Consider the following 14,625-nt stretch of genomic DNA (forward strand, 5'->3'; position numbering starts at 1 on the left):
CGGGACGAAGCCGCCTTTAACCAGGCGGAAGTAACCGTCTAGGCTTGACTCGCTGCTTACAGAGGCTTTTTTTATAGAGAAGTTTAGTACCAGGTGATAATAGCAGACGTTGGTCTGTTGGGCCGACGTTTTTATAAAATATATGATTGGTCAAAAAGCATTTTTGCGCCTGCTTACACGCCAGTCCAAGGTGGTGCCGACGATCGAACGAATGCCCAAACGGCAGCGGCATCAGCTGCTTGCCAAACTAATGGAGGAAAATCCGTTCATGACAGACCGGGAGCTTACAAGGCATTTGAAGGTAAGCATCCAAACGATCCGCCTGGATCGGATGGAACTTGGTATTCCCGAACTGCGCGAGCGGCTGAAGCTGATGGCGGAGCGTTCGTACGATACGGTACGGTCATTGCCGCTTCATGAAGTTATAGGTGATATTGTTGATCTTCAGCTGAATAAAAGCGGAATTTCAATCTTTGAAATACGTGAGGAGCACGTTTTCTCGCGAACCGGCATTGCCCGGGGCCATCACGTTTTTGCCCAAGCCAATTCGCTGGCCGTCGCCATTATCGACAATCCCATCGCTTTAACGGTAACGGCGGACATTCGATTTATTCGCCCGGTAAAATTAGATGAAAAATGCATAGCGAAAGCCTATGTGAGGTCGATTTCCGGCGAACGCTCCAAAGCGAAGGTCGAAATTTTCACGTATGTTGGTGAAGAAATGGTTTTTCAAGGGAATTTTGTGATTTTCCGATCCGCGGGGGAGGCGGAGAATGAAGGAGGGGACGAACATGCGGATAGCCATTGATGCTATGGGCGGAGATAATGCGCCTGGCCTCATTGTGAAGGGCGTGCTTGAAGCCGCGCATGAGTGGCCGGATACGGAGCTCGTACTGGTAGGAGATACTGCCATCATCGAGCAGCTGATGGGCGGCAATAAGCCAGCCAATATCAGTCTGTGTCATGCCGATGAGGTCATCGGTCCAGATGATGAGCCGGTAAAGGCTGTAAGGCGTAAAAAAGGAGCCTCCATGGTCGTTGCGGGCCAACTCGTCCGTGAAAAACGCGCAGACGCAATGCTGTCTGCCGGGAATACCGGAGCATTGATGACGACAGGACTGCTCGTTGTCGGCCGTCTGGATGGCATTGAGCGCCCGGCGCTCGCGCCTATGCTTCCGACGATGGACGATGTCGGCATGCTGGCGCTCGATCTAGGTGCCAATATGGATGCAAAGCCAGAGCATTTATTGCAATACGCAATTATGGGGAGCATTTATCGCTCCAAAGTGCATGGAATGGAAAAGCCGCGTGTCGGGCTGCTCAACGTTGGAACGGAAGCTCGCAAAGGCAATGAACTGACTAAGGCGGCGTACGATCTGCTTGAACATGCGCCGATTCATTTTATCGGGAATGTTGAAGCGAGAGATGTGCTAAGCCGCAGCTGTGATGTTCTTATTTGCGACGGCTTTGCCGGAAATATTATGCTGAAAGCGATGGAAGGCACGGCGGGCTCCCTGTTTGGCTTCATCAAAAACGCTTTTGGCGAAACGCTGCTTACCAAGCTGGCCGGAGCGATTATGCTGCCGAAGCTGCGCAAGCTCAAAAACAAAATGGACTATAAAGAACATGGTAGCGCACCGCTGCTCGGTTTGAACGGACTCGTCATGAAATGCCATGGCTCCTCCGACGAGGTAGCTGTCAAAAGTGCGATTCGCCAGGCGCGAATTGCCATTCAAGGCAAGCTGACCGAATCGATTGCAGCGGAAATAAGCGGGAAGTGAGTGTGTTGTGGTGATTTTGCATCCTGTAGGCATTATTGGTACAGGCAAATATGTGCCTGAACGTATTATAACGAATCAGCAGCTTGAACAAATGGTTGAAACGAATGATGAGTGGATCGTTACCCGCACAGGAATTAGCGAGCGCCGGATGGCTGCACCCGAAGAAGCGACGTCGGACCTCGCTTATGAAGCCTCCAAGGCTGCAATTGCAGCTGCAGGGCTTACGGTAGAGGATATCGATCTCATTATCGTGGCGACGATAACGCCAGACATGGCATTTCCATCGACCTCCTGTCTGCTTCAAGAGAAGCTAGGAGCCAAACAGGCGGCAGCATTCGATCTTTCCGCAGCTTGCTCGGGCTTTATTTATGGCCTTGCAACAGCAACGAGCATGATTTCTTCCGGCTTGTATAAGCATGTGCTTGTTGTTGGCGCGGAGACGCTTTCGCGTATTACGGACTACACAGACCGCAATACATGCATTTTGTTTGGTGACGGTGCGGGAGCGGTTGTGCTTGGCGAGGTAGCAGAAGGCAGAGGCTTTAAGTCTTTCCAGCTCGGTGCAGATGGCGGCGGCGGCGAGCTGCTGAAAGTAAGCGGCGGCGGTTCCCGCATGCCAGCTACGGAGGAAAGTGTCGCATCGCGGCAGCATTTTATCCATATGGCTGGAAATGATGTATTCAAGTTTGCAGTGCGCATTATGGGCAGTGCAGCAGAGGAAGCGCTTCGCAAAGCGGATATGACGAAGGATCAAATCGATCTGCTTATCCCGCATCAGGCGAATATCCGAATCATTCAATCGGCGCTTAACCGTTTGAATTTGCCAGAAGAGAAATGCATGATTAATTTGAACAACTATGGCAATATGTCGGCAGCATCGATTCCGGTGGCGCTGGCAGAGGCGGTTGAACAAAACCGGGTAAAAGAAGGAGACGCTCTCGTATTCGTCGGCTTTGGCGGCGGACTGACTTGGGGAGCTTCTGTATTGATTTGGTAACGGAGGGATTGCAGGATGGGTAAAACCGCTTTTGTATTTCCAGGACAAGGTGCTCAGGCTGTAGGGATGGGCAAGGATGTTTATGAAGCATTCGCGGATTCGCGCCAGATTTTTGAACAGGCGGATGAAGCGCTTGGCTTTAAGCTGAGCGATATTATTTTTGAAGGGCCGGAGGTCGCGCTCAAGCAGACGGCCAATACACAGCCTGCGCTGCTTACCGTAAGCGTCGCGTTGCTGCAAGCGCTAGAAGGCCGAGGCTTAAAGGCGGACTATGTAGCAGGCCACAGCCTTGGGGAATATAGCGCGCTAGTAGCTTCTGGCGTATTATCCTTTGAGGATGCCGTTCGTACGGTGCGCTCCCGCGGTCTCTTTATGGAGCAGGCGGTTCCAGGTGGACATGGCGCTATGGCAGCCGTGCTTGGCGCAGAGCGTGAAGCGCTTGCCGAGCTATGTCGCATGGTGACGGCAGAAGGCCATGTTGTTGAGCTTGCGAACGTGAACTGCCCAGGGCAGATCGTCGTTTCCGGTTCCGCAGCAGGCGTTGGGGCCATTGTCGAGCGCGGCAAGGAAGCCGGATTCAAGCGGGTCATTCCGCTTGAGGTTAGCGGCCCCTTCCATTCATCGCTTATGAAGCCTGCTGCTGAGAAGCTTGCCGGCGTATTGGCAGGCGTAAGCATGAGCGATGCAGCTGTGCCGGTTGTAACTAACGTTACAGCCAGCGCAATTACGGATGCGTCGGCGCTTCGCGCCTTGCTGGTCGAGCAAGTTTACTCGCCAGTATTGTGGGAAGACAGCGTTCGTTATTTAATCGCTGAAGGTGTAGATACTTTCGTGGAAATCGGTTCAGGCACGGTGCTTGCTGGCCTGATCAAAAAAATCGATAGATCCGTCAAGGTGATTTCGCTTAACAGCATCGCAGCATTAGATGCTTTGCAAGCAGCCGAATAGGGGAGGTTTTATCATGTTCGCGAATTTGGAAGGCAAGAAGGCGCTTGTAACGGGCGCTTCCCGTGGGATTGGCAGAGCGATTGCGATCGCGCTGGCAGAAGCCGGGGCAGATGTTGCCATTAACTATTCGGGCAGCGAGGCGGCAGCCGCAGAGACAGCTCAAGCTGTAGAGGCGCTTGGACGCCGTGCCATTGTACTGCAGGCTAATGTAGGCAAGGCAGCTGAATTCGATGCTATGGTCAAGGATGTGCTGGAGCAGTTCGGTGCTATTGATATTTTGGTGAATAATGCCGGAATTACAAGAGACAACCTGATTATGCGTATGAAGGAAGAGGAATTTGACCAAGTTATTGAGACGAACTTAAAGGGCGTATTCAATGGCATCAAAGCAGTTACTCGTTCAATGATGAAGCAGCGTTCAGGCCGCATTATTAATATTTCTTCCGTCGTCGGGGTGCTTGGCAATCCTGGACAAGCTAACTATGTTGCTGCTAAGGCTGGCGTTATTGGCCTAACGAAAGCTAGCGCGAAGGAACTCGCTTCGCGTGGCATTACGGTCAATTGCGTCGCGCCAGGCTTCATTCAGACTGAAATGACGGACAAGCTTCCGGAAGAAATGAAGGAATCGCTTGTTGCTCAAATTCCGCTTGCGCGCCTTGGCAGCTCGGAAGATATTGCAGCAGCAGTACGTTTTCTGGCGTCCGATGCAGCAGGCTATATGACGGGTCAAACCGTTCATGTAGATGGCGGCATGTACATGTAATATAGGGCCGCAAGGGCTTTGCCGGGAATTAAAACGGTTACGTATGGCATTTTAGTTTTAATTCTCGTATAATACCAAAGAGGAGGTGAACCGGATGTCCGAAGTAATAGATCGCGTAAAACGTATCGTTGTAGACCGCCTAGGTGTAGACGAAGCGGAAGTAACGCTTGAAGCTTCATTTAAAGATGACCTCGGCGCTGACTCGCTCGATGTCGTGGAATTGGTCATGGAGCTTGAAGACGAGTTCGATATGGAGATCTCTGATGAAGATGCAGAGAAAATCACAACAGTAGGAGAAGTTGTTAAGTACATACAATCTCTTAACTAAGGAAGCCTGGGTCCCGTTGTCACAAACGGGACTTCTCTCCATCTAGGGCATGTGATTATTTAGAAGAATAAATGAGCGTAAGAGCTATTTATATATAAAAGATACAGCGCAGCAGCGTGTTATCTATATTGCAGTTCATAGAGGTGAATCGAAATGAAGCAAAGAGTTGTCGTTACAGGTATGGGAGTTATGACTTCCCTCGGATATGAGCTGGAGGAATTTTGGGGCAATTTGCTTGCAGGCAAGTCCGGTGTGTCCGTTGTGGAAGCGTTCGATTTTTCGGAATACCCAACGTACATTGCCGCAGAAATCAAAAACTTTAGTCCGGAGGAATTCGGATTGGACAAGAAGGAAGCGCGCCGTATGGACCGCTTTGTGCAGTTCGCTGCTGTAGCCAGCCAATTGGCGGTTAAGGATGCGGATTTGAAAATCGGTGAAAATGCTGATGAGGAACGCGTTGGCGTTATGATTGGTTCCGGTATTGGCGGCCTAGGCACTTGGGAAGATCAGCATAATATTTTGCTGGAGAAAGGCCCGAAGCGCGTCAGCCCGTTTTTTATTCCAATGATGATCGCGAATATGGCATCTGGTCAAGTATCGATGCTTACAGGTGCGAAGGGCCCGAACAGCACAGCGGTTACCGCTTGTGCGACAGGTACTCATTCCATTGGTGATTCGTATAAAATGATTATGCGCGGCGACGCTGATGTCATGCTGTGCGGCGGTGCTGAGGCGACTATCCGTCCGACGGGCATGGCCGGCTTCTGCTCCATGCGCGCGATGTCCGTTCGCAATGATGAGCCGAGTAAGGCAAGCCGTCCTTTCGATATAGACCGGGATGGTTTCGTTATGGGCGAGGGCGCAGGCGTGCTCGTATTGGAGTCTCTCGAGCATGCTCAAAAACGCGGAGCACGGATTTACGCTGAAATTATTGGCTATGGCATGAGCGGCGACGCGCATCATATGACAGAGCCAGATCCAGACGGCGCAGCGCGCTGTATGGTGAAAGCGCTCAAAGATGCTGGAATTGCTCCTGAAGCAGTTGATTATATTAATGCTCACGGCACTTCAACGCCGGTAGGCGACCGTTCAGAGACGAAAGCGATTAAGAAAGCATTTGGCGACCACGCTTATAAAGTGGCAGTCAGCTCGACAAAGTCGATGACGGGACATCTGCTTGGCGCGGCCGGCGGAGTGGAAGCGGTTATTTTAGGCTTGACGCTGCAAAACGGTATCATTGCACCAACGATTAACTTAGACAACCAAGATCCGGAATGTGATTTGGATTATGTGCCGAATGAGCCGCGCAAAGCGGATGTTCGTATCGCAATGTCCAACTCCTTCGGTTTTGGCGGTCATAATGCGACGATCGTGATGAAAGTTTATGAAGCATGATTCCTTAAGCGAGCTGCAGTCGCGTCTGGGGCTACGCTTCAAACAACATAGGCTGCTGAAGCAAGCTTTCACGCATACGTCGTATGTAAATGAGCATAAGCATGGCACAATCGAGCATAATGAGCGTTTGGAATTTTTGGGCGATGCGGTATTGCAGCTGCTCGTCTCGGAGTTTCTGTTTCGCTCCTATCCACGCCGGCCGGAAGGCGAGCTTACGCGTATGCGCGCCTCGGTCGTATGTGAACCGTCACTTGCCCTTTTTGCAGAGCGGCTTGCTCTTGGCGCCTACGTCCTGCTGGGACGGGGCGAAGAGCAGCTTGGCGGCAGACAAAGGCCGGCACTGCTGGCGGATTTGTTTGAAGCGTTTGTCGGTGCGATTTTTCTTGATGCAGGTATGGACCGGGCCCGTGCTTTTCTCGAAGAGCATGTGTTTCCATTCATTGAATCGAACGATTACGGCCTGCTCGTGAAGGATTTCAAATCCAAGCTGCAGGAGCGCGCCCAGCATCATGGGCTCGGTACGGTAGAATACCGGATTACCGAGGAGCGCGGACCGGCGCATGATCGCGAGTTTGTCGTGGAAGTGATTTTGGGTGATGCCAGATGCGGCAGCGGCAGCGGTCGGACGAAGAAGGAAGCGGAGCAGCGCGCAGCGGAAGAAGCGTGGCACTCCCTTTCCGCTCAGCAGTAAAGAGGAAGCTTAAAGAAGAGGCTATTGGGATTGTTACAAATCCCGGTAGCCTCTTTTTTATATAAGGAAGCAAACGTTTTCTCTATTCTGTGTTTCTATTTCTCTTTAATGAAACGCGCCACGCCGCCAAAGAGCGGCAGCAACCGTTTCAATGCTGCTCCAAGGATTGAATTCGTATATGGCGGCAAAGGCCATAAAGTGAGGTTATCCGGCGTCTGTATTTTGTGGTACAATAGCGGGTGAGGTGAAAGACAATTTATGTTCCTTAAGCGTATTGAACTAGCAGGTTTTAAATCGTTTGCCGATAAGACGGAGATGGAATTCGTTACGGGGATTACGGCAGTCGTCGGTCCCAACGGCAGCGGCAAAAGCAATATTTCCGACGGCATCCGCTGGGTGCTGGGCGAGCAAAGCGCCAAAAGTCTTCGCGGCGGCAAAATGGAAGATATTATTTTTGCCGGAAGCGACGCGCGCAAAGCAGTCAATTATGGTGAAGTGTCGCTGACGCTCGACAATACGGATGGAGCACTGCCACTGGAGTACAATGAAGTGACAGTAACCCGCCGTGTCCATCGCAGCGGTGACAGTGAATATATGATTAACAAGCAATCATGCCGGCTCAAGGATATTACCGAGCTGTTTATGGATACGGGAATCGGCAAGGAAGCTTATTCGATTATCGGACAAGGCCGAATTGAGGAAATACTAAGTACAAGGTCTGAGGACCGCCGTGGTATTTTTGAAGAGGCTTCCGGTATCGTTAAATATAAATCGCGCAAGCGGGAAGCGCAGAAGAAGCTTGATGAGACGGAGCAGAACCTGCTTCGTATTCACGATTTGGTTACTGAGCTTGAGGATCAGGTTGGTCCGCTCAAGGAGCAATCGGAGAAAGCGATTCATTATAAAGCGCTGCGAGAGCAGCTGCGTACGAAAGAAATTTCCATGTACGTTCATAACATTGATTCGGTCCATAAATCTTGGTCGGAGGCGAATGCGAAGCTTGAGGTGCTCAAGCAAAGCGAGCTGGAACTGTCAACGGTTGTGAGCAAGCATGATGCGCATTTGGAGAAGGATCGCCTTGCGCTGCGCGCAATCGAGGAGAAGCTTGACCGTCTTCATGAAGCGATGCTGCAATACAGCGAGGATTATGAGAAATGCGAAGGCTACGGCGAGGTTTTGAAGGAGCGCAAGCGCAATCTGGAGCATAACAAGGCGCAGCTTGCGGAATCCGCCGCGTCTCAGGATGCCCGCATTGGCACGCTGATGCAGGAAGAAGCTGAATTCCGCAGCCGTGCGGCTGGTCTGGAGCTGCAGCTGGCCGATTTGAAAGCAAAGCTGACTGAGGAGGAAGACCGTCTTATTGGTGTTGTTGGCGGGGCTGCTCCTGATGCTGAGGAGACGCTGAAGGGCGAGCTGCTTGATGTGCTTAGCGCGATGGCGGAGCTGCGCAATGAAATTCGTTATGCCCAGCAGCAGAAGGAAGCTGTTGGCCGGCGCATGGAGCGCCTTGGCGAGGATGAGCTGAAGTGGAAAGAACAGAAGCGGAAAAGTGGGGCTAGACGCGCACAGCTGGAAGCACAGCTGGAATCGATTTTGAAAGATATCAATGGTGCTCGCAACAAATACATAGATGAGGCTGAAAAAGCGAAGCAGACTGGCCAGTATGTGGATGAAGCGGCTGCAGCGATTCGCAAATGGGAGCAAAAAATCGATGCCAGCATTTCCCGTCGCGATACGATGAAGGAAATGCAGGATGCACTCGACGGCTTTATGCATGGCGTTCGGGAAGTGCTCAAAGCATCGCGCCGCACATCCGGCGGCATTAGCGGCGTTCATGGCGCGGTAGCCGAGCTAGTGCGCGTGCCAGAGCGGATAGAGGTTGCGGTTGAAACGGCACTTGGCGGGGCACTTCAGCATGTAGTCATGGAGGATGAGAAGACAGCGCGCGCGGCAATCGCATTTCTGAAGCAGCGTCAGCTGGGCCGAGCTACCTTCCTGCCTCTCGATGTCATTCGCGCAAGGCAAGTGCCGGAGCATGACAAACGACTAGCAGAAAATGCAGAAGGTTTTGTAGGAGTTGCTGCTGATCTTGTCTCGTGCGATCCGCAATATAAGTCTATTATTCAAAATTTGCTCGGCAATGTATTGCTTGCTGAAAATTTGGAGCAGGCGAACCGTATTGCCTCTAAATGCCAATATCGCTACCGGGTTGTAACGCTAGAGGGCGATGTTGTAAATGCCGGAGGTTCGATGACAGGCGGAAGCTTGCAGAAGAAAGGCGCAAGCTTGCTTGGACGGCAGCGGCAAATTGAAGGACTCGATCAGGAAATTACGGCAGCCGAGGTAACGATGAAGCAGCTTCGCGACAAGCTCAGCGATCTTCGCAAGGAGCAATCGATCCGATCGCAAAATATGGAGGAGCTGCGTTCTCGTTCGGAGCAATCGCGTATTGACGAGCAGCAGGTGCGGGCCGAGCTTCAACAGATGCTGTCTGAGGAAAAGCAGCTTAATGAGCAGGAACAGCTGTATTCGGCTGATCGCAGCAGCCATCTGGCGGAGCAGCAAACGATGCAGGCTACAACCGAGGAGGCGCAGGCAAAGCTTGAGAAGCTGGTAGCAGACGAGGCTAGGCTGCAGGAGGCGATTAAGCTTGCTGAGGAGCGCCGCAAAGCGAGCGAAACGGCGAAGGAAGCGCTGCAAGGCCAGCTGACGGATTTGAAAATCAGCTCAGCCAAGACGGATCAAGAGAAACAGTCGTTTGAAGACCAAGCCGCCCGCGTTCGAGCTGATATTGTAAGGGCGAAGCAGGAGCTTGGCAATGTCCGTTCCCTGCTTGCACAGCAGGAAGAGGAGATTACTCGCCATGCGGAGGAAAGCGTTCAGCAGGTGGAGCAGCTAAATCATTTGAAGCTTAAGAAGCAGGAATGCTCGGAGCAGACGGATTTGCAGCGCTCGGCGAGAGCGGACAGAATCCGCGAGCTGGAACATGGCGAGAGCGAGACGAAGGAGCAGCGCACGCAGCTCCGGCAAATCGAGGAGCAGCTGCGCCAAAATGAAATCGCCGCGAATCGCCTTGATGTGGAGCTTGACAATTTGCTGCGCAAGCTGAGCGAGGAATACGAGCTGAGCATTGAGCTGGCGAGGGAGCAGTACCCTGTGCCTGAGGATGTCATTGGCACACAAAATCTGGTTCGTGATTTGAAACGTCAAATTACGATGCTTGGCGATGTGAATCTTGGCGCTATTGACGAGTATGAGCGCGTCAAGGAGCGTTATGAGTTTTTATCGGAGCAGAAGGATGATCTGGTGGAAGCGAAAACGACGCTTTATCAAGTTATTCGCGAGATGGACGAGGAAATGTCGAAACGGTTCAAGACGACATTTGAAGCAATTAGAGGCCACTTCAGCATCGTATTTGCAAAGCTGTTCGGCGGCGGCCGGGCAGATCTTGTTCTGGTTGAGCCGGATCGTGTGCTTGATACAGGCATTGACATTGTTGCTCAGCCGCCTGGCAAGAAGCTGCAAAACCTGCAGCTGCTCTCTGGCGGCGAGCGTGCGCTTACGGCAATTGCGCTATTGTTTGCTATTTTGCAGGTGAAGCCCGTGCCTTTCTGTGTATTGGATGAGGTAGAAGCAGCGCTTGATGAGGCTAACGTATCCAGGTTTGCCCAATATTTGCGTGAGTTCTCCGAGCTGACGCAGTTTATCGTCGTTACCCACCGCAAAGGCACGATGGAGGAAGCGGATGTGCTGTATGGCGTAACGATGGAGGAGGGCGGCGTATCGAAGCTCGTATCGGTGCGTCTGGAGGAGGAAGCGGAGCAGGCTACCGCGTAGCTTACGGCTTTAAGAATGAGGAAAGAATACATGATAGTTACGAAGACGGAGGAGCAATCGCGATGAGTTTTTTCAAAAGATTGAAGGAAAGCATCGCTTCCAAGACGGAAGCGGTCACGACGATATTTAAAGAAGGGTTGTCCAAAACCCGTACAGCGTTTGTTGAAAAGGTAGAAGAGCTCATTACGCGCCGGAAAAAGATTGACGAGGAGTTTTACGAGGAGCTTGAGGAAATTTTGATCGGTGCCGATGTAGGCGTCAATACCGTGATGAAGCTGATTGACGAGCTTCGCGCGGAAGTGAAAAAACGCAAAATCGAAGATGCGGCTGATTTGCAGCCGGTATTGTCAGAAAAGCTGGTTGAGCTGCTCAAGGGTGATGACAATGAGAAAACTGCCCTTCGCATGTCAGGCAGCGGCATTACGGTTATTTTGTTCGTTGGCGTCAATGGCGTTGGTAAAACGACGACGATTGGCAAGCTGGCTCACAAGTTTAAAAATGAGGGCAAAAGCGTTCTGCTGGCGGCGGGCGATACGTTCCGCGCCGGCGCCATTGAGCAGCTTGAGGTGTGGGGCCAGCGCGTAGGCGTTGACGTCATTAAGCAGCAGTCTGGCTCCGATCCCGCGGCGGTTATGTTCGATGCGGTGCAGGCGGCGAAGCAGCGCGGCGTAGATGTTTTGCTCTGCGACACCGCTGGAAGGCTGCAAAACAAGTCCAATCTAATGGAAGAGCTCAATAAAATTTTCCGAGTCATTCAGCGTGAAATTCCGGATGCGCCTCATGAGGTGCTGCTCGTGCTCGATGCAACCACTGGTCAAAATGCACTCAGCCAAGCGAAGCTGTTCGGCGAGAAAAGCGGCGTAACCGGCCTCGTATTGACGAAGCTTGATGGAACGGCTAAAGGCGGCATCGTCATTGCTATCCGCAATGAGCTGAATTTGCCTGTCAAGCTGGTTGGCTTGGGCGAGAAGATGACGGATTTGCAGCAGTTTGATTCGGAGCAGTTTGTTCACGCTTTGTTTGCTGGTCTAATTAAAGATCAAGAAGAGCCGGAAGAGGCTGAAACGCAGCAATAAATCAGCTTTTTGAAAATATAAGAATGTATAAGTTTTCCCCTTATACTCCTCTTATATTTCACCGCGAAACGTTAGCTTTACCGCCAGAGGACGGTTTTCGGCCGTTTACGCTTGGCCTGAAATGCATGTATTTCGAGCTGACAAGGTTGAAAGCTTGACAGTGCCTGCTTCAATCGTGTAAGATAAGAGACGTTGCTTAAGGTGTAAAGGATTTACCCTTGACGGGAAGGAGCAAAGGTCATGAATGTTAGTGAACCAGACGCCCTTGCGAAGACGACCCGAATTAATTTATTATTTGACTTTTATGAGCCCTTGCTCACTGAGAAGCAGAGGACTTCACTTAAATATTATTTTCACGATGATTTCTCGCTTGGGGAAATTGCAGCGGAATCCGGCATTAGCAGGCAGGCGGTTTATGAGCATGTGAAGCGCGCGGTGCAGGTGCTTGAAAGCTACGAAGGCAAGCTTCGCTTGCTGGAGAAGCATGAAGCATTGCAGCAGCTTGCCGAACATTTGGGAAATAGCGTAACAGAGCTTTCCCTTGGAACAGCTGCTAAGCAGGGAATTCTAGATATAATTGAGCAATTAATAACGACGAACAACAGGTAAGGAAATAACGGAGGTGATGGATCATGGCGGCATTTGAAAGCTTGTCAAGCCGATTGCAAAACGTTTTTAGCAAGCTGAAGGGCAAGGGGAAAGTATCCGATGCTGATGTGAACGAGGCGATGCGTGAAGTGCGTCTTGCGCTGCTGGAGGCAGACGTTAACTTTAAAGTCGTCAAAGATTTTATCGCCAAAGTAAAGGAACAGGCTATTGGTCAGGAAGTGGAGAAAAGCTTTACTCCAGGCATGGTCATTATTAACATCGTTAATAAAGAATTGACCGAGCTGATGGGCGGTACGCAAAGCAAGCTGGCGAAAGCAAATAAACCGCCAACGGTTATTATGATGGTCGGTTTGCAAGGCGCAGGTAAAACAACGACGTCCGGCAAGCTTGCCAAGCTTCTACAGAAGAGCAATTATAAGCCATTGCTTGTAGCCTGCGATATTTATCGTCCAGCTGCGATCAAGCAGCTGCAAGTGCTCGGCGAGCAAATCAATGCACCGGTGTTTTCGCTTGGCGATCAAGCTTCTCCGGTAGAAATTGCGAAGCAAGGCTTGCAGCATGCAAAAGAAAATCATAATGACTATGTCATCATTGATACAGCGGGCCGGCTTCATATTGATGAAACGCTGATGGACGAGCTGAAACAAATTCATCAACTGGTTAAGCCTGATGAGGTGCTGCTCGTTGTCGACTCCATGACAGGTCAAGATGCGGTCAATGTAGCCCAAAGCTTCCATGAGCAGCTTGAACTGACCGGTGTCGTATTGACGAAGCTTGATGGCGATACCCGCGGTGGTGCGGCATTGTCCGTTAAAGCTGTAACGGGCCAGCCAATCAAGTTTGCTGCTATGGGCGAGAAGATCGATTCGCTTGAGCCGTTCTATCCTGACCGGATGGCATCGCGTATTCTCGGCATGGGCGACATGCTTTCTCTTATTGAGAAGGCCCAGATGAACATTGATGCAGACAAAGCTGCCGAAATGGAGCGCAAGATGCGCACGGCTGAGTTTACATTTGATGATTTTCTGGAGCAAATGGCGCAGGTGCGTAATTTGGGGCCGATCGATCAGCTGATGGATATGCTTCCAGGGATGGGCAAGGTCAAAGGGCTTAAAGATATGAAAATCGATGAGAAGCAAATCGGCCGTGTTGAGGCGATCGTGCGCTCGATGACGAAGGAAGAAAAGACGAAACCGGAAATTCTCAACCACAGCCGCCGGAAACGGGTTGCTGCCGGAAGCGGAACATCGGTTGCTGAAGTCAATCGACTGATCAAACAGTTTGATGACATGCGCAAAATGATGAAGCAGTTTTCGTCCATGATGGGGCCTAAAGGCCTTAAGGGCGGCAAGAAGGGCCTGAAAGGCATGCTGGGCAAAGGCATGAAGTTTCCATTTTAATTTAAATAGGTTTATTAATTGAAGGAGGTGAATTTCACATGGCAGTACGTATTCGTTTGAAACGTATGGGTGCTCACAAAGCCCCTTTTTATCGCGTAGTTGTTTCTAACTCCCGTTCGCCGCGCGACGGTCGCTTTATCGAGGAGATCGGTACTTATAACCCGGTTGCACAACCGGCTCAAGTATCCATCAACGAAGAAAAAGCTTTGAAATGGCTGCAAAACGGAGCGCAAGCTTCGGATACAGCTCGCGACTTGCTTTCCAAAGCAGGCGTAATGAAAAAGTTCCATGAGCTTAAGCAACAGAAATAACTGTTGAACAGCGGAGGGCCTTTATAAATGAAAGAATTGATTCTTGTCATAGCAAAGGCGTTAGTGGATCATCCGGAAGACGTAAGCGTGAAGGAAAGAGACGATGACCGCGGCATCGTATATGAGCTGTCGGTTCATGCGGAGGATGTCGGTAAAATTATCGGCAAGCAAGGTCGCATTGCGAAAGCGATGCGTACAGTTGTGACCTCTGCAGCTGTCAAATCAGAGAAGCGGGTTATCGTGGACATCATATCGTAAAACGAATTCGGAGAGGGTTAGGGTTATTTATCCTAACCCTTTTTCAAAATATAAGAATGTATAAGTATGAAACTTATACATTCTTATATTTCTCGAAATGATACGCGTGGCGCCGCCAAAGGATGGCGACATTCGTTTCACCTTGAAACATAAAAACAGAATGATATTCGTAATGGATATTTTTCTGTTTTACGCAAAACGGCTGCTGCCGCCTTTTTTCGGGCCGGCGTC

Annotated in this window: 14 protein-coding genes; all 14 read left to right on the forward strand. The window is 50.9% G+C overall.

Annotated features, from left to right (window positions below):
• Positions 1-211: 211 nt before the first annotated feature.
• The 14 genes from fapR (at position 212) to AC50YG_RS12075 (ending at position 14,394) form a co-directional block, all read left to right on the forward strand.
• Entirely contained in the window at positions 212-808 is a 597-nt protein-coding gene (gene fapR, locus AC50YG_RS12010; RefSeq protein ID WP_338556715.1) for a transcription factor FapR, read from the forward strand.
• Complete coding sequence (plsX, locus tag AC50YG_RS12015; protein WP_473759369.1) at positions 792-1,781, forward strand: phosphate acyltransferase PlsX; 990 nt, start codon at positions 792-794, stop codon at positions 1,779-1,781. Before fapR ends, plsX begins: the two co-directional genes overlap by 17 nt.
• A 10-nt stretch (positions 1,782-1,791) precedes the next feature.
• Positions 1,792-2,778, forward strand: coding sequence for a beta-ketoacyl-ACP synthase III (locus tag AC50YG_RS12020; RefSeq protein ID WP_473760214.1), 987 nt, complete (start codon positions 1,792-1,794; stop codon positions 2,776-2,778).
• 15 nt (positions 2,779-2,793) lie between these two features.
• Positions 2,794-3,726 carry an ACP S-malonyltransferase gene (fabD, locus tag AC50YG_RS12025; protein ID WP_494827036.1) on the forward strand — a complete coding sequence of 311 codons (933 nt, stop codon included), beginning with the start codon at positions 2,794-2,796 and terminating at the stop codon, positions 3,724-3,726.
• Between the two features lie 13 nt (positions 3,727-3,739).
• The gene (fabG, locus tag AC50YG_RS12030) at positions 3,740-4,489 is read left to right on the forward strand and encodes a 3-oxoacyl-[acyl-carrier-protein] reductase (RefSeq protein ID WP_341282446.1); all 750 of its coding nucleotides are present in this window, start codon (positions 3,740-3,742) and stop codon (positions 4,487-4,489) included.
• Positions 4,490-4,583: 94 nt separating this feature from the next.
• A complete protein-coding gene (gene acpP, locus AC50YG_RS12035; RefSeq protein ID WP_046230681.1) occupies positions 4,584-4,817 on the forward strand; it encodes an acyl carrier protein in 234 nt (77 codons plus the stop codon).
• A gap of 153 nt (positions 4,818-4,970) precedes the next feature.
• On the forward strand, positions 4,971-6,212 hold the full coding sequence (fabF, locus tag AC50YG_RS12040; RefSeq protein WP_473759367.1) for a beta-ketoacyl-ACP synthase II: 1,242 nt from the start codon (positions 4,971-4,973) through the stop codon (positions 6,210-6,212).
• Positions 6,202-6,903: a ribonuclease III gene (rnc, locus tag AC50YG_RS12045; protein WP_473759366.1), complete on the forward strand. Its 702-nt coding sequence runs from the start codon at positions 6,202-6,204 to the stop codon at positions 6,901-6,903. Before fabF ends, rnc begins: the two co-directional genes overlap by 11 nt.
• Positions 6,904-7,161: 258 nt before the next feature.
• A complete protein-coding gene (smc, locus tag AC50YG_RS12050; RefSeq protein WP_494827039.1) occupies positions 7,162-10,740 on the forward strand; it encodes a chromosome segregation protein SMC in 3,579 nt (1,192 codons plus the stop codon).
• 62 nt (positions 10,741-10,802) lie between these two features.
• Positions 10,803-11,816, forward strand: coding sequence for a signal recognition particle-docking protein FtsY (gene ftsY, locus AC50YG_RS12055; RefSeq protein WP_473759363.1), 1,014 nt, complete (start codon positions 10,803-10,805; stop codon positions 11,814-11,816).
• Between the two features lie 240 nt (positions 11,817-12,056).
• Entirely contained in the window at positions 12,057-12,425 is a 369-nt protein-coding gene (ylxM, locus tag AC50YG_RS12060; RefSeq protein WP_494827040.1) for a YlxM family DNA-binding protein, read from the forward strand.
• Positions 12,426-12,448: 23 nt separating this feature from the next.
• The gene (gene ffh, locus AC50YG_RS12065; protein WP_494827042.1) at positions 12,449-13,825 is read left to right on the forward strand and encodes a signal recognition particle protein; all 1,377 of its coding nucleotides are present in this window, start codon (positions 12,449-12,451) and stop codon (positions 13,823-13,825) included.
• A gap of 38 nt (positions 13,826-13,863) precedes the next feature.
• Positions 13,864-14,136: a 30S ribosomal protein S16 gene (rpsP, locus tag AC50YG_RS12070; RefSeq protein WP_046230688.1), complete on the forward strand. Its 273-nt coding sequence runs from the start codon at positions 13,864-13,866 to the stop codon at positions 14,134-14,136.
• Positions 14,137-14,163: 27 nt separating this feature from the next.
• Positions 14,164-14,394, forward strand: coding sequence for a KH domain-containing protein (locus tag AC50YG_RS12075; RefSeq protein ID WP_046230689.1), 231 nt, complete (start codon positions 14,164-14,166; stop codon positions 14,392-14,394).
• Positions 14,395-14,625: the final 231 nt, after the last annotated feature.

It is taken from the genome of Paenibacillus sp. J31R34 (genome assembly GCF_059383715.1).

Excerpts from the sequence above, each read along its gene's own strand:
- AC50YG_RS12075 (WP_046230689.1), top strand. The coding sequence starts at position 14,164 with ATGAAAGAATTGATTCTTGTCATAGCAAAGGCGTTAGTGGATCATCCG.
- ylxM (WP_494827040.1), top strand. The coding sequence starts at position 12,057 with ATGAATGTTAGTGAACCAGACGCCCTTGCGAAGACGACCCGAATTAAT.
- plsX (WP_473759369.1), top strand. The coding sequence starts at position 792 with ATGCGGATAGCCATTGATGCTATGGGCGGAGATAATGCGCCTGGCCTC.
- fabD (WP_494827036.1), top strand. The coding sequence starts at position 2,794 with ATGGGTAAAACCGCTTTTGTATTTCCAGGACAAGGTGCTCAGGCTGTA.
- ftsY (WP_473759363.1), top strand. The coding sequence starts at position 10,803 with ATGAGTTTTTTCAAAAGATTGAAGGAAAGCATCGCTTCCAAGACGGAA.
- rnc (WP_473759366.1), top strand. The coding sequence starts at position 6,202 with ATGAAGCATGATTCCTTAAGCGAGCTGCAGTCGCGTCTGGGGCTACGC.
- fapR (WP_338556715.1), top strand. The coding sequence starts at position 212 with ATGCCCAAACGGCAGCGGCATCAGCTGCTTGCCAAACTAATGGAGGAA.
- fabF (WP_473759367.1), top strand. The coding sequence starts at position 4,971 with ATGAAGCAAAGAGTTGTCGTTACAGGTATGGGAGTTATGACTTCCCTC.
- smc (WP_494827039.1), top strand. The coding sequence starts at position 7,162 with ATGTTCCTTAAGCGTATTGAACTAGCAGGTTTTAAATCGTTTGCCGAT.
- fabG (WP_341282446.1), top strand. The coding sequence starts at position 3,740 with ATGTTCGCGAATTTGGAAGGCAAGAAGGCGCTTGTAACGGGCGCTTCC.
- acpP (WP_046230681.1), top strand. The coding sequence starts at position 4,584 with ATGTCCGAAGTAATAGATCGCGTAAAACGTATCGTTGTAGACCGCCTA.
- ffh (WP_494827042.1), top strand. The coding sequence starts at position 12,449 with ATGGCGGCATTTGAAAGCTTGTCAAGCCGATTGCAAAACGTTTTTAGC.
- rpsP (WP_046230688.1), top strand. The coding sequence starts at position 13,864 with ATGGCAGTACGTATTCGTTTGAAACGTATGGGTGCTCACAAAGCCCCT.